At 49.2% G+C, this 19,743-nt stretch carries 11 protein-coding genes; 4 read left to right on the forward strand and 7 right to left on the reverse strand.

What is annotated here, in order from left to right:
* Positions 1-189: 189 nt before the first annotated feature.
* Together SK066_RS22630 and SK066_RS22635 are read left to right on the forward strand one after the other, a co-directional pair.
* Positions 190-1,041 carry a helix-turn-helix transcriptional regulator gene (locus tag SK066_RS22630; protein ID WP_320543116.1) on the forward strand — a complete coding sequence of 284 codons (852 nt, stop codon included), beginning with the start codon at positions 190-192 and terminating at the stop codon, positions 1,039-1,041.
* A gap of 263 nt (positions 1,042-1,304) precedes the next feature.
* The gene (locus SK066_RS22635; protein ID WP_320543117.1) at positions 1,305-2,180 is read left to right on the forward strand and encodes an SDR family oxidoreductase; all 876 of its coding nucleotides are present in this window, start codon (positions 1,305-1,307) and stop codon (positions 2,178-2,180) included.
* A 263-nt stretch (positions 2,181-2,443) separates the two neighbouring features.
* On the opposite strand, the gene SK066_RS22640 is transcribed toward SK066_RS22635, so the two are convergent.
* Entirely contained in the window at positions 2,444-2,677 is a 234-nt protein-coding gene (locus SK066_RS22640) for a hypothetical protein (RefSeq protein ID WP_320543118.1), read from the reverse strand.
* 33 nt (positions 2,678-2,710) lie between these two features.
* Complete coding sequence (locus SK066_RS22645; RefSeq protein ID WP_320543119.1) at positions 2,711-4,360, reverse strand: rhamnogalacturonan lyase B N-terminal domain-containing protein; 1,650 nt, start codon at positions 4,358-4,360, stop codon at positions 2,711-2,713.
* Positions 4,361-4,747: 387 nt separating this feature from the next.
* On the opposite strand from SK066_RS22645, the gene SK066_RS22650 reads away from it, so the two are divergent.
* Positions 4,748-5,518, forward strand: a complete 771-nt coding sequence (locus SK066_RS22650) for a spr1630 family ClpXP-sensitive toxin (protein WP_320543120.1) — start codon at positions 4,748-4,750, stop codon at positions 5,516-5,518.
* 471 nt (positions 5,519-5,989) lie between these two features.
* On the opposite strand, the gene SK066_RS22655 is transcribed toward SK066_RS22650, so the two are convergent.
* Together SK066_RS22655 and SK066_RS22660 are read right to left on the reverse strand one after the other, a co-directional pair.
* Entirely contained in the window at positions 5,990-9,949 is a 3,960-nt protein-coding gene (locus SK066_RS22655; protein WP_320543121.1) for a glycosyl hydrolase 53 family protein, read from the reverse strand.
* A 444-nt stretch (positions 9,950-10,393) separates the two neighbouring features.
* The gene (locus SK066_RS22660) at positions 10,394-11,932 is read right to left on the reverse strand and encodes a malate:quinone oxidoreductase (RefSeq protein WP_320543122.1); all 1,539 of its coding nucleotides are present in this window, start codon (positions 11,930-11,932) and stop codon (positions 10,394-10,396) included.
* A gap of 587 nt (positions 11,933-12,519) precedes the next feature.
* Between SK066_RS22660 and SK066_RS22665 the strand changes: the two genes are divergently transcribed.
* Positions 12,520-13,596, forward strand: a complete 1,077-nt coding sequence (locus SK066_RS22665; protein WP_320543123.1) for a hypothetical protein — start codon at positions 12,520-12,522, stop codon at positions 13,594-13,596.
* Between the two features lie 48 nt (positions 13,597-13,644).
* Here the strand turns inward: SK066_RS22665 and SK066_RS22670 are convergent, their stop codons facing one another.
* From SK066_RS22670 to SK066_RS22680, 3 genes are all read right to left on the reverse strand, one after another.
* Positions 13,645-14,712, reverse strand: coding sequence for a glycoside hydrolase family 43 protein (locus SK066_RS22670; RefSeq protein ID WP_320543124.1), 1,068 nt, complete (start codon positions 14,710-14,712; stop codon positions 13,645-13,647).
* Between the two features lie 727 nt (positions 14,713-15,439).
* Positions 15,440-16,558: a response regulator gene (locus tag SK066_RS22675; RefSeq protein ID WP_320543125.1), complete on the reverse strand. Its 1,119-nt coding sequence runs from the start codon at positions 16,556-16,558 to the stop codon at positions 15,440-15,442.
* Entirely contained in the window at positions 16,536-19,625 is a 3,090-nt protein-coding gene (locus SK066_RS22680) for an ATP-binding protein (RefSeq protein WP_320543126.1), read from the reverse strand. The genes SK066_RS22675 and SK066_RS22680 overlap by 23 nt, the downstream gene beginning before the upstream one ends.
* Positions 19,626-19,743: the final 118 nt, after the last annotated feature.

Here is a 19,743-nt window from a genome sequence, read left to right on the forward strand (position 1 = left end):
GTTATCCTCAATCGATATGAATCATTCCATCACTTTACTATACAGTTATTACACTATACAGCTGTTGCATAGATGCACCTATACCTATACCTATACCTGTGGCAGTCTACTCCAACGCAACTGTGCGTCTATCGTTATTTATCGATCTATCTCGCTCCATCATTCTATTCACTGAAAGGACGTGCCCCTATGAAATTGCAGCGCTCCTCCTCTGCACTTGGTGAATTCATCCGTTCCCGGCGCGAACGTATTCAGCCTGCTCATGCAGGCATTCAGCCGTTACCAGGCAGACGCCGTACACCGGGCTTGCGCCGCGAAGAGGTCGCCTATCTCGCCAATGTGAGTGTAACGTATTACACCTGGCTGGAGCAGGGCAAAGAAACGAATCCTTCTCCCGAGGTGCTGGACAGCATTAGCAACGCACTGCGACTGGATGACGATGAACGCGAGTATATGCGCAGTCTGATCGCGATTCACGATACAGACCCACTGACGGCAAGCTTGCCGCCCCAGCGCAATGCTGATTTTTTACAAAGCCTGGTGCAGCAGCTACATTATCCGTCCTTTATTACAAACGAAGCGTCTGATGTGATCACATGGAACCGTGCTGCGGAGCTGGTGATCGCCGACTTTGCACAGATGGACGAGCAGGATCGGTATATGCTGAACGTCATTTTTTTAAACGAAGATTATCGGAAAAAGCTACTGAACTGGGACGACTTCGCTCGTTACAGTGTAGGTATTATGCGTGCTGGCTTTGAACGTCATCGGGATAATCCGTTATATGTAGAGCGTTTTAATCGCTTGTATCGGGAAAGTAGCGTATTTGCCGAGCTGTGGGATCAATTTGAAATTCGCCAGAAGCGTGTATCTACCGCTACCTATGTGCTGGCAGACGGACAAGAAATGGAATTTGAGATCCATTCTGCCTCTGCCATCGATAGCGACCCCGGTCTGCACTGGTGCTTCTTCGTACCTTCTAGCGAGACAGCAAGCAAATTGACACTGCTACTGGAGCAGGATCGACTTGCCCGACTTTGAAGTTAGGAGCTATACCATGCTGATGTTTGCCTGCTTAGAATTTGCATATTCGAGTCGAATAGCGGCAATAACCAGTAATTTGAAAAGAGTAGCAAGTGTGCATCCTATCTCTATCCCGTTGGTCTAATCGGTCTAGCCTGTCTGGTCTGTTCAATGGGTCTATTCTTCTGCCTGTTAGTGCCATTACCAGTATAACCGTAGTGTGGCTAGCCTCTCGATCAGCGCTTATGCTGTAAAAAATACAGCATTACAGGAGGCAAACAATGACAAAAACATGGTTTATTACAGGTGCAACAGGCGGTTTGGCTACTCCGATGATTGAGCAGCTATTACAGCGTGGCGATCGCGTAGCAGCTACGATTCGAAAGCCAGGCGCATTGGATCACTGGAAGCAGCAATACGGCGATCAGCTATGGATTGCGCATATGGACTTGACCCAGCCCGAGCAGGTGAAGGACGTAGTCGAGCGTGCTTTTACCGAATATGGAACGATTGATGTGGTCATCAACAATGCTGCCTATGGATTGTACGGAGCTGTAGAGGAAGCCGCGGATGAGCAGATCGAGCATCTATTCCAGACGAATGTACTCGGTTCACTGCGCGTTGCTCGAGCAGCATTGCCTTTTCTAAGACAGCAGGGCGGCGGACAGATCGTTCAGATTTCAAGCATGGCAGGTCACTATTCCACACCTGGTATGGGATTGTACTGCGCTTCCAAATGGGCAATCGAAGCTGCGATTGAGGCGCTGGCGCTGGAAGTGGCTCCGTTTAATATCCGCACGATGATGGTTGAACCTGGCGGTATCCGTACCAACTTTATTACAAGTAATGCGGTCTTCGGCGAACGTACTGAGCTGTATCGTGATCTGGAAGCAGGTCAATTTGTGAGCCTAATGAAAGGCGAGCTGCCGGGTGTCGACAGCGAGACCTTTAATCGTATGGTCATAGGCGATCCGCAGAAAATGGCACAGATGATCATCCAACAGGTCGATGAGGATCAGATGCCTCTGCGTTTGCCACTCGGTAGCGATGCGTATGACTATATCCGCAAAGCGTTAACCGATCGTATGGAGGCACTCGAAGTACAAAAGGAACTTGCCTTCTCCACCGATGCGGATGATGTGATTCGGCAGATGTGAGCGTACAACAAGACAGCTGCTCATCGGTCGATTCATAGTTGCAGGATAGCATCGATTGTGAACTGTAGTTCCAATCGTTGTAACTTCTACAATGATCGCAAACAGGTGGCTAAATGACGATTAGCTCATTTCCATTGTGTAATTGTACGCTTCATTATTTGATATCAAAAAAGGTTCACAGTTGCCGAGTGGAGCAACCGTGAACCTTTTTTGATTGTTGTATTTCATATATTGTTACTGTCTAGCTAATACAAACATGTAGATTAATGTGGTAGTGCTAACTTTAACTCTTGCTCAAGTTGCTGGCCAAATATCTGTATGTCTTCCTTGGACGTTTTGAGGGTAAACAAATAGCCGGAATCCATAAAAATAAGCATGTACTGATCTGTTTTGTACTCATACAGCCATTTTATCTCCATGTTTTCTTCAAAGTGACTAAAATAACCATTCCACTTTGGTTGAGGAAACTCTTTTAACATAGGAATAAAGCTTTCCATAACCATATTCGTCCAACCGAATTTTACTTCTCTCTAATTCAGCAACTCCACCGCATCATACACCCAGCCTGCACTGAGCCATGTCCCGAGATCGCTCGATCCGCTAATTGGTGTAATCGTAATTGTATTCGCTCCACTACGCAGCGCCGAAGCAGGCACCGTCCACGAAAAAGTATGGTTATTACCACGATACGTACCAATGGTGAAGCTACGTGAGCTTGGCTGCGTCGAAGCCCCCGGATTCGTTAAGGTCGTGCCATTCACCGTCACGCTTGGTCGTCCATTATTGTATGCAGCGGTAATGCCAATATTCAGTATATGCGGCGAGCCAGCCTGGGCGGCATCCAGATTGAACGTAATCGTCGTTGGCGAATTTTGATTACGGAATTGAATCGCTGGGAAGCGATTTGTCGCACTGCCTGTTGCATAAGTGACTGGCCCCCAGCTTGCATTGCGGCTATCTGATGGGTGGCGAAGCGGAATCGTCTGTCCATTCAGGAACTCTCGTGGTGTTCCATCCCAATTGCCAATGCGCCAGATTGCCGCTTTGGTGGCTGGATCGCCTGTGATCGTGCGTGTGTTCAGCGTAGTCGTATTGCCTGCTGTCACATTCACACTTTCGGTATGCACAGCCAGCTCTCCCTTGTATACGGTCATCGTATACGTGCCAGGGATCATATCACGGCTGACCGCCGCGCCACTGCTCGAGGCAGCTGCCCAGTATTGTGCGTTACTATTCGCAAAGCCAATCGTGTAGCCATAGCTGCTATCCATACCGGATAGACCATTTAATACAACTGCTCCCCGACTGGATACCCAGCCTGTCAGATTCAGCCCAGCCATCCAGCTAAAATCCGGTGCCGCTGGCGTTCCACCTGTTGTAAATATCAGTGCATACGGGCCATGCAAGCCCATACGGAAGGCTTCGGTCTGTTCGTGACCGGAGTTCATATAATTGTAAACCTCTGTATCTCCGCCGCTCTGGAATTGAATATCGCGGAAGAACGGGCCACCTGAGCTTTTTTCCCGATTTCCATACGCCATAAATACACCTACATTATTACCGGTCACCCCACGAATGCCTAGCTCGCGCGCCTGATCATTACCATAGTATTTGGAAGCGGTCTGTCCATTGGAAAAGCCGAATACATCGGAGCTTTCAATCGCACCGTTATTGCCTCTCAGATTGGAGCCTGCGGGTACTCCCGTTAATACATTGCTGTTACCACGGAAAATATAGCGTAGCTCGCCTACCGACGGTTCGGCTGTTATGTACGTCGCCATATAAATGATATTTTCACCACTACGTGAAGCATAGTAATGGGTAAGGGTACTCGTTTTGGCAGTGATCAGCACTGTGGAGCCAGATGGAGAGGTATTCCATGTTACCTGCGTACCCGAGCCTAGACCTGAAGCGATATGGGAGCCTTTACCGCCCGAGCTACTTAGCTCTGTACCGTTCATTTTACTGGAAATGATATCACCGTTATTTTTATTGACCGTGTAGACTAAGCCAGCCCCTGTATTCACGATGATTGAGGAGCCACTTTCTGTGACATTGATAGCTGCGGCATCGGCATGTGATGGTACGAGCCAGCCACCAGTCATCGTGAGCGATAGCAGCAGGACGAGCATAGCAGCCTGGCGAAGCAAGGCTGAAGAAGTTAGCGAACGGGTAGTCATACACAAATCCCTCCAGTGTGGTTAGTAGGATACGGTTACGAGTCATTCAGCACTTCTTTCACAAAAGATAACGCTTACATTTTGAGCTTTAACCTATCTCTTCCTTGTCCTGTCTCTCACGTAGAGTATCCGATGGGCGTTCCGTGCTACAGTATACTTTGTTCGTCATCATGTTTTAATTTTTACATTATCTTACTGTTTCAAGAATGCGTTTTAAAGTCATTTTCGGGAATTTTATAGCCAAGCTCCCTTTTTTCATTATGTCTAGCGGATGGCATCCCTGGAAAGGAAGTTGATGATTTTCAGATAAAAGCATTCTCCTGACGCTAGATTATCGGTAAACTGAAAGGGTAGACTTTTTGCATTCTGATGATCGGAGTGATTGCTATGGAGCAGGGATTGGACTCGTACAAGCTGAAGCCGCATTATGCACGCATGATCGTGGATGCCATTGTGGATGGATATCGCGATTATATCGAGATTCGCAAAAAGTATCGGAGCCTGATGGCGATCAGCTCAGGCTTTGCCTGGACGAAAAGTAATTTTATCGAGCACAAGGTGGTTGAACGCTGCCAATCGCTTGGATTTCGCTATAAAAAAGCCCGTGCCGGGCTTACCTGGGATTATTTACAGTTCATTCATGAGCAGGATCGGATGATGTTCGTAATTAAGGATGCTGCTTATTTTCTACCTGCTGGATCGGCACAAAGTCGTTTACCGAATCCAATCATGCAGGCCTCCTCGCAGCGTACGTACCTGAACGATCTGGCACGGCTGAATCAGCATATATTGTTTCCGGATGAGGCTCGTGAGCCGGAATTTGTATTTGATGAGGAGCTGACGCAGGGAGCTTTTGATTTTGGGCTGGAGCAGGATTTTGGAGCGGTGCCGGAGGATGTGTATATGGCGGTGAACGAGTTTCACATTTTGACGTATGCACTGGATAGCCGACATCAGATGTCGGAGATTATCCATTACATGCCAAGCCCCAGCGATCATCGTACGTATGAAATTGAGGATCTATCCTCGTTGATTCAGGGGGCAGAGCTGTCGGAGGAAGAGCGGAAGGTATTTGCTGCGGATGAGGATGAGTATATGCGTGTGATTGCGGAGCATGATGCGTTGATGGATGCGAAGTATCGCAGCGATCGTGAGTAAGTAATGATAGAGGATGTAGCGGGCTACTCTAATCCTCATACAAGGTACGTGGCATAAAATGAACAATAGCGTAGCAAGGAGACCGATGTCTCGCTGCTACGCTATTTGTGTTCTATACATTCTCCATATCTAACAATAAATCATCTCATTAACTCATGGCAGAATTTCTCGTCCTGCTTCTCTAGCCTACACGCCGTAACTCCTATTTCGGGTTATCGATTGCTTGCTGCTTGCTCAATATGATACCATTTCCGATTGCTAGTTCTTACTCATGATCGATATTGCTTGCTATGGTTTTACTATAGTCGTTCTATACTTTTACTATACTCTTGCTACATCATTCTAGTGCTACTTTTACTCTTCGCTCTTACTCCTATGAAAGCTTGCAGAGCTGTTGATGTTTCACTGTACCTGTAGACGTAGGCATCCACCTATACGCTATGCACTTCTCAACCTTCGCTTATACTCATTTCATTGTCCTGCTGTAGCCAGCTCAATATCATGTGCTGCCCAGTACGTGGAAGGCACATCGGACCATGACGTACCTGTACCGGAGACAGTAGCCTTATTCATACCCAGCACCCGATTGAACAGCGTTACGGCTTCGGCACGAGTCAGTGTACGATTCGGCTCGAAGGTACCGTTTGGATAGCCTTGCATATAGCCTGCTTGTTGGACACGTGCAATGTCCTTAGCTGCCCAATGGGTAGTTGTGTCATTAAAGGACGCGTTTGCAGTAGCTTCGCTTAGCTTCATCCAGCGTGACAGTACCGTTGCCATCTCCGCGCGCGTGATCGGACGGTTCGGGGCAAAGTGATGCTGGTCGTCGCCCTTCATCCAATCGGCTACCGTTACAGCGGCGATTGCCGATGAAGCCCAGTGGTCTGCATCCACATCGTTGTAAAGGCGCATCGCTGCAACAGACAATGAGGTGGATGATTCAGCTGGCTGTGCTTCTGCTGTTGTACTGGCTTGCTTCATCAAAGCAAGACGATTCAGCATGGTCGCCAGTTCCGCGCGTGTCACGGTACGATTGGGCTGGAAAGTGTGATCCTGGTAGCCCTGCATGTACCCTTTCATCGGCTGAGCCGAGTCGCCAGCCAGCGGAGCTCCTGTCATTGGCTCCAATCGAAGCAAGGTAAACGTACTGAATTTATTCACATTAAATTGAACAGCCAGCGACTGATCTGCGCCCTTCACCAGCTCGGGACGAATCAGCTCCTTGCTTCCATCGCTATGCTCTACGTATACAACCAGCTGCTTGAGGAATAGATCGCGCTCCGTAGCATCAGTAGGTAGCTGCTGTGATGATACAGGCAAAGAGAGCTGTACTGGCTTGCCCTGTACATTGGTTGTAATTTCAACAGGCTTACCAACCATTCGAATCTGCGCCATACCTGCTGCCTGCTGCACTATCAGATCGCTGCTCGCACGTACAGCTGCATTCGCAGCAGCCGTATCCGTTGCTGGCGTGATTGTAAACTGGCTTGTTTCGTTCAATGTCGCCAGCGTAGATGGTGGCAGCAGCAAGCCGATCGCTGCGGTACTCAGCTCCAGACCTGCGGATGCGCCAGATAATGCGCGCGCTGTATCGGTTGGCAGGGTGAAGCCTAATGATGCGGCTGGCGTACTGCTTGTTGGTACGACCAGACGAATATTTTTACCACCTGCGGCTTGCATAGCGGCGAGCGCTGCATTCGCTTCAGCTGCACTATAGCTGATCTGATCGCGTGTGACTCCATCTCCACTCACACTGCGCTGGATCGTGTAGGCAGAGGTCGGACTGCCATTTTGCATACCTGCGGCAACGCTGACCGTTTGGCCTGGATTGCTTGTACCTCCACCACCGCCTCCACTGGAAGAGCTGGATGAGTTATTGCCAGAACTGCCGCCATTATTTCCGTTACCACCTGGTGTTGGAGTTGGCGTAGGTGTAGGCGTCGTTGGCTCTGGTGTTGGTGTCGGCTCAGGAGAAGGCGCACTATCTGCATCCCGTACAAAGGTCAGATAGAAGTCATCCAGCGTTCCCCATGCTCCGCCGTCTGCACGTACCTGTGCGCCAATCGTCAATGCACCGTCTGCGACATACACATCATGGATAACTGGCTGACTCCACTGTACCCAGCCGTTCACACTCGTCGGCTGCTCCAGCGTTTTGCCACCAGTGATCGCATACAGCTTCATGTCCGAGTTCGTCGCACTGCCGCCTTGAATATTCATCGACAGATCATAATAGCCCGGCTTGAGTCCATATACATCCTGTTCGACACGGAAATCAACTCGATTCGCATCGTAAAAATGAAGCGAGTACTGCCCTGTTTTTGCATCGGATGCTTTGTTCTGATAATCCGTATGCGGTGTAGCACCCTCGCCATAGGTAATGTTCCACATCGTACGATCATTTTGCTCAAAGCTACCGTTCAGCAGCAGATTCGGCTTACGGATCGACAGATTCGCCTGCACGGAATAACCACCATCTGCTGTACCGTCAATCGTATAGCTGCCTGCACCCTTCGCAATCGCCTGTTCTAGCTCCTGCTGATTCCAAACGACCGATACGGTGCCTGTGCTGCCATCGTTATACGTAGCAGTCGCTGTGTCTGGCAGTTGGATCGGATCGCCTGCATTCACGGTTAACGATACAGGCTGAATCGCATCGATCTGGAGCGGAGCGGTCGCGCCCGTATTCACGTATTTGAACACATTGAGTGACGCTAACGGATGACCGGTAAAATCAAACAATGCCTGATTATCTACCGCACTACCACCGTACCATTTGCCTGCATCGTCCGGGTCATATTCGCCGGCATAGCTGGCTGCCCAGCCTGAGCCGTATTGCTCCCATAGCTTCTTGTTATTTTCCAGCTCACTTGCCGGGCCGACTGGCAACCAGGCAGGCTCCCAGTAAAATACGCCTAATCCCGTCGAGCCCACATCGGCTACCGCCTGCATCACATTGCGTACGGAAGTCGCCTGACCCTGCACGCTGATCGGATAATCGAGTGTCTGTCCGCTACTGCGTGGAGCGGTGTTTTCATGTCCATCTCCATCAGCTGCGGTGTACGTATATGATGTCTCCGCGACCATCACCTTTTTGCCATACGTATCGGCGACCTGCTTCAGTACAGCAGTCAGATTGCCCAGCGTACCGTGCCAGAATGGATAGTACGACGTGGCAAACACATCATAATCGACGCCATTGTCTGCGAGTGACTTCGCATAGAAGGCATAGCGTCCTGCTGATTCTGGATTCGTAAAATGCAGCGCCACCAGAATCTTCGGATCAACTGCACGAATCGCCTGACTGCCCTTGTTGAACAGCTTGCTAATATTCGTCCAATCCTTTTCACCGATAAAATACTGGTTCGTCTCATTGCCGACCTGTACCATGCCAACATTCACACCTGCATCGACGATCTGTTGCAGACTGGTTTTGGTAAAATCGTATACCGCCTGCTCCTTATCCGCAAAGCTAAGGTTCGCCCATGCCTTTGGTGTATGCTGCTTCGCCGGGTCTGCCCAGAAATCCGAATAATGGAAATCGATCAGCAGCTTCATACCATTGGCGGTGGCACGCTTACCAATGGCAATCGCCTTGGCAAGATCGTTATCGCCGCCACCGTAGCCTTTACCTGCGGCAGTATACGAATCATTCCATATCCGCACGCGCACATAGTTCACGCCTGCCTCATGCAGTGTAGTGAAGATATCCTGCACATTGCCCTGCTCATCGTAAAATTTCACGCCGCTCTGCTCCAGCGATAGGATACTCGATACGTCGACTCCTTTAATAAAATCAGGGCTGAGTCCATCGATCTTTTTCACAAAAATATCAGCGGCTACAGGCTGCGATGTATCACTGCTCAGCTGCTTGAGCTGCACATCGTCCAGATAGCCCCATGCTTTGGCATTGCCGCGAATATGCGCACCAATCGTAAAATTCGTCGCTGGCTCCTTCAATACAAACTGTAACTTGAGTGTGCCCCAGTTGTTGTAGCCTGTCGTTGCCGTATCGGTTCCCTGCGAGGTATCTGCGAATACCTGCACCTGTGCGGCTTCACCACCCGCACCACCCATCGCTTGCAAAGTTAGCTCATAGCTACCTGCTGGCAGCGAATAGACCGACTGACTCACGGTAATCTGCTGCTTGGAGGCTGCACTGTTCTTGATCCAATATTTAAAGGCATGGCTTCCTTCCGCAGCCGTAATAAACGAATCGTCCGCATACGCATACCGACTAATATCGGTCTGACTCCAATCAGATGACTCGACCTTCCAGGACTGATCGCTCCAAAAGTCGCTCTCAAAGCCTGCATTATGGAGCGATATGCTGCCATCTGCCGCAGCGGAAGAATGCATTCCGATTGGCCAGGTTCCCAGCACGATCGCTACGATTAAAAACAGCAGCGATGCCTGTTTCTTGCTTCTCATATGTGTATCCCCTTTCGTTGTAACCAATGGCATTTGACGTCATTTCCACTTATTGTAAAGCGCTTACATAATTACTGTGATCACTATAGCAGACCGTGTAAACGTGCAATAGGAGAGGATTGCAACATTTCGTGTTTTAAAGCAAGGGATTTATAGATGATATGACTCCATATGTATTCATACACATACCGCTCTATGCGTTCTATTCGCTCTATACACATGCAAAAGGAGCAAGCCCTTGATCCAGGTCCTGCTCCTCACTGATTGATATCCCTCTAATCTGTAGCATAGAAATCTATACGACAGAGGATAGATTCTTACCGGCTGTGATCTTGATCCGATTGATTATCGGCTTGCTCCTGCTGCAAGTTGAAGCGAGCTGTAATTCTTCTCACCGACTTGCAGCATGAATATCGTATTTCATGACAAAAGCGCGATTCAGACTCAGATGCTACGAGTCACTACATCCGGTGAAGTTTCTACACCGTTTGTCACGTGATCCTCACTATTCAGTCCCAGCACTTCCGAGGTTGAGCTGAAAATCTGGCGGAACAGATCAGGATGCTCAGACAGCGACAAGCCGTAGGATGGAATGATCTCCTTGATCTTCGGCTCCCACTTTGGCAGCTCCTGCGGGAAGCAACGACGAAGCACCTCCAGCATAACGTGTACCGCGGTCGATGCGCCTGGCGAAGCGCCGAGCAATGCGGCAACCGAACCGTCAGCTGCACTTACGACCTCGGTACCGAATTGCAGTGTACCTTTGCCGGTTGGCGTATCCTTAATGACCTGTACACGCTGACCCGCAACGACCAGCTCCCAATCCTCGCTCTTCGCGGTAGGAATGAATTCACGCAGCTCCTCCATCCGCTGCTCGCTGGTCAACATCACCTGCTGCACGAGATAACGGGTGAGTGCCATTTCCTTCATACCCGCTGCCAGCATGGTCATCAGATTGTTCGGCTTTACCGAGCCGATCAAGTCCATGTTGGAGCCTGTTTTCAGGAACTTTGGCGAGAAGCCTGCGAAAGGTCCGAATAGCAACGCTTTTTTGTTATCGATATAACGGGTATCCAGATGCGGTACAGACATCGGCGGCGCGCCCACTTTGGCTTTGCCATATACTTTGGCATGATGCTGCTCGACCACATCTGGGTTTTTACAGACCATAAATACACCACTTACCGGGAAGCCACCGATTTGACGGGATTCTGGAATACCGGTCTTTTGCAGCAGCGGCAGACTGCCCCCACCCGCACCGATAAATACAAAGCGTGCGACATGATTCTCAACACGTCCGTTATCCAGATTGTGCACCTTCACATTCCATGAACCATCAGGTGTGCGCTTAATATCCTTGATGCTATGCTTGTAATGCACCTCAGCGCCCTGCTCCTTCAAGTAATCAAACATCATCCGAGTTAGCGCACCGAAGTTCACGTCTGTACCGGAATCGATCTTGGTCGCGGCAATCGGCTCGCTAGAGGTACGTCCATTCATAATGAGTGGAATCCACTCTTTTAGCTTGGCTGGCTCATCGGCATATTCCATTCCTTGAAACAGCGGGTTTTGGGTAAGCGCTTTAAATCTCTTTTTCAAAAAAGAAACGTTGCTTTCACCCAGCACCAGGCTCATATGCGGAATCGGCTTAATAAATTGCTGCGGGTTGTGAAGCACCCCGGTCTGGATGAGATGCGCCCAGAATTGACGGGATAGCTGAAATTGCTCATTGATCTGCACCGCTTTGCTGATGTCGATCGTGCCATCCGGCTTCTCGGACGTATAGTTCAGTTCGCACAGCGCCGCATGACCTGTACCGGCGTTGTTCCATTCGTTAGAGCTTTCTTCTCCAGGGCTTGCGAGTTTCTCAAACACTTTAATTTCCCATTCTGGTGCTAACTCTTTCAGCAATGATCCCAGTGTCGCACTCATGACACCAGCACCAATTAAGATAACGTCTGTTTTTTTCTGTAGGCTGCTCATAAAAACCTTCCTTATCTCGTATATTTGCAAAAAAGAGCAGTCGCTCCTGCTCAGGTACTACACGAAGCAAGGCTCCACTCAGGAACATCACGATACTGACTATTTTCCATTACCCTACAGGGCGTTCAATCATTACCTTTATTATAACTTAATTGCAGTCTGTTAAAAATGTTATCGACTCTTATCCTCCAATTATATACTATTTGGAGTTGGTAAAAAATGAAAAGTTTGCTCGAAAAGGGCTAACTGGATCAAAAACCGACAAGAGAATACGGATTACAGGGATTTGTAGCCATTATTTTATGGATATGACATGTCGACGATGAGCGCATCATACTTGCAACTGTATTTATTATATATTTTTTGACATATATTATACAGCATAAAAGTACCCCATTACCATCGTTTGTACCTTAGCTGAACGGTACATGTCCGATTGGATTTGCGGTAATATACAGGGTATACAATTGGAAGGCTGGGCTGGCGAGCTGTCATTGGCTAATGAAACCCATCCAGCTTGTGTAAAGAATCATTGCGATCACGAACCCTTACAATTGATTGTATACCCCTATTCACAGGAGGATATCATGAATATTCAATCTCTGTACTATTCCTATATCGGCATAAAGTACATGGGTGAAGAGACCCGTATACTCGATATTCCATTTCAATATTATCGATGCGGAGATGACAGCATCGAGCTATTTATCACGGATGAGGATGAAGCGTCGTTTTCGCAATGGGCATTTGAGCTATTGCCTGAAGACCCGGGCTATTTGAGTGATCCGGTGCATGCTCCGCTGTTAGCACAGTCCTTTCCGCAGCTTGATCTGTACGAGGAGCTGATCCTGCATTATTTATTGCTTACGATCAATACGACGCTATCGATCTATCCAATCCATGCCTATAACCGAATGAATGATTGGATGAAGGGCTACTGCTTTTTTCAGTTATCCGGTTTGAATCGCGTGACCTTATTGGATGGTGGTCAGCGAGAGCAGCTGCGTGGCTGGCTGCTGCATCAGTATTTGTACGCACATCCTGTAAACTGGGATACGTTGCAAGCATTCTCCTATCAAGAACAGCAGCTCGTCCATACTGCTACAGGCATTTCTGTACGTGATTATATGACCCGATATTATGACGAGATTCATCAGCATTACGAGCAGTATGCGGAGCGTCTGGATGCTTCACCCACTACTATTGAACCATTCAAGACGCTGACATTGGAACTGCTGAGTCATCTGGAGGGAAGCACAACTGCATTACAGCTTCCGCACACATCAGAAGTATCGTATATGTTGCCATGGCTGAACGATGTGAACGATTTGCTAAAGCAGTATCAAAAGGATAAAGGTGCTTTTTTTGCTGTATTGCGGCAGGCAGCGATGACGCCCATGAGTGCGTACGGTGCCCACTGCTTTAGTATGCTGCTGCAAAATTATGCCTGTTATATTGTTACGTTTGCCCCTGGTGAGCTGAATGTACTCGTTGAAGCGCTGGCTGATGAACCAGACCTGTGCACGCTGATCGTCAGCCGCCTCTTTACCGATACGATCTTTGTGAAGCACATCCTGTGGCAGCATGGGCAAACGATGCAGGAGTTTCCCGGAGTGATCGCTCACTTCAATAAGGCAGCAAAAGAGCTGTATAGCATTAAGTAAATGTGCAGGTGTTGCTGTGCCTGACTCTAACTCAGCTCTATGCACCTGTTACGCTAGCCGGAAGCTGTCGCCTGTGTCTACGATGTCAAACAGGTGACAGCGCGATTCTGGAATACGAAACGGACGATGCAGAATTAGCTTCCATGCTCCATCGAAGGTCTGAAAGAGCATGCCATGACCGCTATCCTCACGTACTAACGGATCAAGCTGCTCCCATGGCCCTTCCAGACTGCCGCTCACCGAGCGGGCAATCGTCTGCACATAACTGTCATGCTCATAGCTTGACCATAGCATAACGAGCGAACCACCGGATGTACGGTACAGCTGGCAACCATCCGTCACATAGACAGTCGGCTCATGTGGTGCCATATCCGATATTGACGCTGTATCGGTTGGTAGAGCGGTATCGGCTGATGAAGCAGGATCGACACCCACCTGATCCTGTAAAGAGTCTGGCGAGTGAGACAAAGTCGACGGTAACCATGGGGCTGCCGATCCACTGAACAGATGCACCGGCTCACCTACTGTACCTGACCAATCATCATTCAGCCGCATCGCTTCAATCGTGCCATCGATCATCTGCACCCATTCGTGGCAGTAGACGATCCACGGCTGCTGCTGTTCATCGATATATAGTGTGCCATCCAGCGTCATCATCGTTTCGGGTAGTACCGGACGCTCTTCATTCAATAGCTGAAAGGGACCTTCAGGCGTATCACTGACAGCGATCACTGTCCCGCGCCAGTGCTTCGTATAGCCTTGAATCGGCTCACCTTCCAGCAGACGATCGTTATGATGAAGGGTCACGAATAAATAGTAGCGTCCCTGATAGGCATGTACCTCTGGTGCCCATGCTCCATGCTGTGGATGCGCCCAGCTGTCATCTGGAATCGAGAAGACAAGATACGGGCCTGCCCACTGCTCCAGATCGGTGCTTTTATACACCAATACGCCATAGCGATCCGTTTCATGCAGCTGAGGTGCCGCACCTGTGTACAGATAATAAGTGCCTGAATGAGCATCAGTTAGCACGAAGGGATCATGCGCAGGAATATCCTCCAAACGATGATGATTGCCCGGACGAGCTACATCACAGGCAGCATTGTAGACAGACATGCACAACAGCTCCTTTATTTTTGAATACGCTTACAAATTAGTTTGTTTGGGTGATTGTGAGGGACATGGATACCCAGCTGTAATAGGTTCGTCAGCTATATCTTTAGCTATAGTTTGTGAAGATATCCTCTACGTATGTGCGATCATTGCCCGCACATTGCTGTTCCGATTCGTGCTAGATTCTCGTTTTCGTTTGTCTGATCGCCAAGCTTCATGACAGCTGTGCTTTCTCTACAACACTCAGTTACAACTACCATTTAACTACATCTATTCCTTTAGCTCATTACTGCCATAATGTTCGTACAACTACCTGTAGTATACCTGTTCGGCTTATAAAATGCCAAATGAAATCGATGCTATTCACTTCCTTTTTGTTATACGCTCATGCTTCCCCAATCGACTCTACACAAGCCCCAGCCTGGATTGCGCTTCATCCCATTTCCACATCGACAAAAGGCAGCGTCTCACTTGCCGCATAGCAAGATAAGACGCTGCCTGTGATATCCATTCGATGATCCTGTCATTTCAGCTATACGTTGATTCCATTCGTATAATTTCATTGTAGCCTATTAAGCATGTTATCGACTCGTATCCTCCAATGCGATAGGGCGCTCATGGTATGTTGCCTATTCACACCAGGATGTCGAACGAACAAGTCGATTCTCTACTCATTACATTTAAAGTGCGCGCTTCTCAGCATATTTAACTTTCATGATTATTGGCATATTTAACGTTCACGATTCTCAGCCCATAGCTGCTTCTGAAGCTCTTTTACACGCGCGGCTCCAGTAGCGTCATTCGTATCCAGCAATAGCTGCATAAGCTGCTCATAATGTCGATCGACATCTGGCTCCAGCTCCAACAGCTTGTACAGCGGTGCAATTTGTTCATCCGTAGCTAGCTGACTCAGCGCTTGCGTTAGATACGCAGCCACTGAACCGCGTAGCTCGATCCGATAGGCGTCTGCCCATGTATAATGCTCGGTTTCCAAATAATCTCCGCTGTAGAGAGCGATCACCTGGCTCACCGTTTCGGCAGTGACCGTCTGCTGAGCGATAAGCTCTAGCAGCTGCGCCAGATCACTATGGAAAATAGCTGGCTCGATCCAGTAGCGTTCATCTCCATATTTGACCACATCATCATAGCCGAGTGTCTTGAACAGATTGCGCACATAATAGAGCGAGGTGTGCAGTAGCTTCTGTCCTTGCTGTGCGGGCACATCTGCCCATAACTGCTCAAGAATCGTAAATTTATACACGGGATTCCCCTGATAATGCCAGAGCAGGGCGAATAGCTCCTTCGTCTTGCGAGTACGCCAGCTAAGCAATCGTCCATCGACAGCATTTACCTGTAGACTGCCCATTACACGTAGCGATAACGTAGCTATCGAGGGAGCAGGGGAGGCAGGCTGTTCCAGTTCCATATTGTTATGTTCATCATTATCCATGCTATCTACTGATCCTGTAGTCTGTGGGGATTGCTTATTTCGCTGAGCGGCATAGCGCCCAAGCGTGCGCTCTAGCTTGGCTGGCGCTACAGGCTTGAGCAGATAACCGATCGCTTCAGTATGAAAGGCATCGATCGCATACTGATCATGAGCCGTTACGAAAATAATAGCTGCGTCTGGACAGATGACGTTTAGCTGCTCCGCGGCATCCAGTCCGCTAATACCGGGCATTTCGATATCAAGGAAGATCAGCTCAGGCTGCTTATCCTGACAAGCAGTCATCGCTTCGTGCACCAGCTGATATTTGCCGACTACCTCCACCTGACCGGTCTCGCTCAGCATAATGTCCAGCACATCCAGCCCGATCTCTTCATCATCAATCAATATCGCTTTCCACATGTGAGCGCTCCCCCTCCGTCAAATGAATCGTAACTGTCGTACCGACCTCTGGTTGGCTAACGATATCCAGTCGCCGTCCATATTTCATCTGTAAGCGGCGATTCACATTGCCAATGCCAACGCCTTTACTTTGACCTTGCTCCAGCTGTAATCGCTGTTCGTCGGTCATGCCTATGCCGTCATCCTTCACGATAATCTCGACCCTCTGACCGACAGCTCGGACGATAATATCGACAGCTCCACCTTCCGGCTTTTGACCGATCCCGTGCCGTACTGCATTTTCCACAATCGGCTGTAAGGTAAGAGGCGGTAGCATCACATGGACATGCTCATCCACATCATAGCGCACCTGCAATCGTTTACCGAAGCGAAGCTGTTCAATCGCCAGATACGCCCGTATCAGCTCTAGCTCACGCGCTAACGGCACGGCTTCACTATGGAATACAAAGGTGAACTTGGCACGCAAATAGGTTGTCAAATGCTGGATCGTCTCTCGCAGGCGATCCACATCCTTATAGCTCAAGCCGACGAGCGCATTCATACTATTGTATAGAAAATGCGGTGTGATCTGCGCCTGCAAAAAGTCCATTTCTCGCCGTAATGCCTGCTCAGACGAGCCCTTCATCGACAATAGCGATTGTACACGGGCACGGAATTCCGCCAGCTCGAAGGGCTTTTGCAAAATATCGTTCGCTCCTGCGGCAAAGGCTGATAGCATATCCGCCGTCTGTCCAGAAGCTGTCAGCATAAGCACAGGCAGCTCGGACAAGCCATGTAGCGCACGAATCTCACGGCAAATGTCCAGACCCGATGTACCCGGCATCATCAGATCGAGCAGCACCAGATCAGGCTTGCGCTGTCGTAGTGCTTCGCGTGCCGCTTCTCCGCTACGAACCGCTGTATACGTATGCCGCATGCCAGCGATCACATCAGCCGCCACCTTCAGATTCGATAACTCATCATCGACGATTAATACATGATATGAATGCTCATCCTCCAGCCATGAAGGCATATAGGAGACTGGCTCTGTCCAGCCTGCTTGCAGCTCACGATATTCCGCTGGCGCCGTCTGCATCAGCTCCGGGCGTAGTGGCATTGCGGCGCTATCACTCACCGCATCTGCCAACGGAAGGGTAAAGGTGAAGCGAGAGCCTGCGCCCGGCTGGGATTCGACCTCCAGCTGCCCACCTTGCAGCAGGACCAGCTGCCGAGAAATACTGAGTCCAAGTCCCATCCCTGTAGCAGAGCCAGCTCCACGCTCATCATAATGGAAAAAGGGCTGAAATAAATGCTTCAATACTTCTGCATCCATTCCCTTTCCTGTATCTGTAACCGAGATCGCCAGCTGCTCCGCCCGACGCTCTGCGGACAGAATGATGCTGCCCTGTTCGGTATATTTGATCGCATTTTCCAATAAATTATGCAAAATCTGGCGCAACCGATTCTCGTCTGCCCAGACCAGCGGTAGCTCTGCCGGAAGCTGATTGATTAGCGCCACCTGATTACTGATCGGTGTGATCGATAACGTCTCCATCACAAATTCTGCCGATACGCGCAGGTCAACAGGCTTCAATTGTACCTGTAGCTCTCCGTAACGAATCCGATTCATGTCCAGAATATCGTTTACCAGACTCGCCAGCCGTCGACCGATCAGATGTAGCAGACGTACACTTTCACGTTGCTCCGCTTGCAGAGGCTGCTCTGTATTATCAAGCAGTGTACCGGACAGATTAATGATGCCATGCAGCGGTGTACGCAGCTCATGCGATGTTTTCGCTAGAAATTCATCCTTTTGCTGATCATATCGCAGCAGTTGCCCGGCAAGCTGCTCACTATGCCGCAGCGCCTCCCGTATCCGATCGGTCATCAAAAACGACTGCGACAGCACAACTAGCAGCAGGGTGATGATAATATAATACGGACTATCCAGCGCCAGCTGATAACGCGTCTGCGCAAAAATCCAGCTAATCGTTAGGAAAAATACCCCGAGCAAAATATAATACACGCGCGCTCCCTGATGCCGATTTCGCAGCAGCAAGCCGAATATGTAACCAAACACTAGCACCTGCAATAGAATGCCCGGCCATAGTAGATGCAATAGCTGCTGATTCGGCAACACGAGCAGTAATAGCATGTACACGATCGATAATGCCAGTATCACTCGAAATAACCATGTCGGCAGCGCATTCAAATACAGCCGAACATAATACACAAAGCACACAATCGATACATATGGCAAAATAAACAGCAGCTTTTGCAGTAGTAAAAACGAAAGATGCGGGAACAACGCCGCTAGCATAATCTCATTGTCCAAACTAAAAAATAACCCCAGCGTCAGACAGAACATACTGAAAAACAGCAAATACGGCTCCCGACGCCACTGTCTGAACATACCAGCAAAATAAATACCAAATACAAACAGCGTCGTAATCACGACCATATCCGCCATCCGCGCATGATCGCGCCGATCCATAATGCGATCTGCTGATCCAAACTCTGGCGCCTGCACCAATCCACCTCGCAGCGTCTCAAAGCTCGCCACCTGAATAATGATATCGAAGGAGCGCTGATCGGTATCCACTGTGCCAAACACCGGGAAATTGCTCGGTACGAATCCTGCCGCCGTCAATGACGGTTGCCCGGTGCTGCCAATCAGCTTGTCTGCCATATAGATGCGGCTGGACATGCGAATCTTTTTCACCCGTAAGCCATAATCTCCAGCTGAATCCACATTCACGTGCAGACGATAAGTGCCTGCGCCCGAACCATCTCGTGATACGGTTCCATCCCAGCGTCCAGGTACGGGCAAATAACGCCTTGTCTGCCCCAATAAGGTTGAGGATCGTTTAAAATCATCAGGAGTCAGCAGCTGATTCGGATAAAATTCCCACTCGCCTTGAAGCGGAATCACTCCATGCTCCGCAAAGTTCCACTGTCCTGCATTCAATATACCGCGCTGTGCCTGCGGATAATGAACCGCTGGATTCAGCCAGTGATAAAGAAACAGCGAGGTCGCTGCAATAAAGATCACGATCATACCGACCAGACCGAGTAATTGATTCCTCACGATATCGTTCCCTTCCATTCCCGGTCAACTGTAGCATGACGGGAAGCATCTCTTAGCTCCCATTATACCGTCTTCCGTATGTGGCGGCTTATACGAAATCAAGAAATTCTCTACACGG

Source organism: Paenibacillus hunanensis (genome assembly GCF_034055775.1).
GTDB classification, from domain to species: domain Bacteria; phylum Bacillota; class Bacilli; order Paenibacillales; family Paenibacillaceae; genus Saccharibacillus; species Saccharibacillus hunanensis.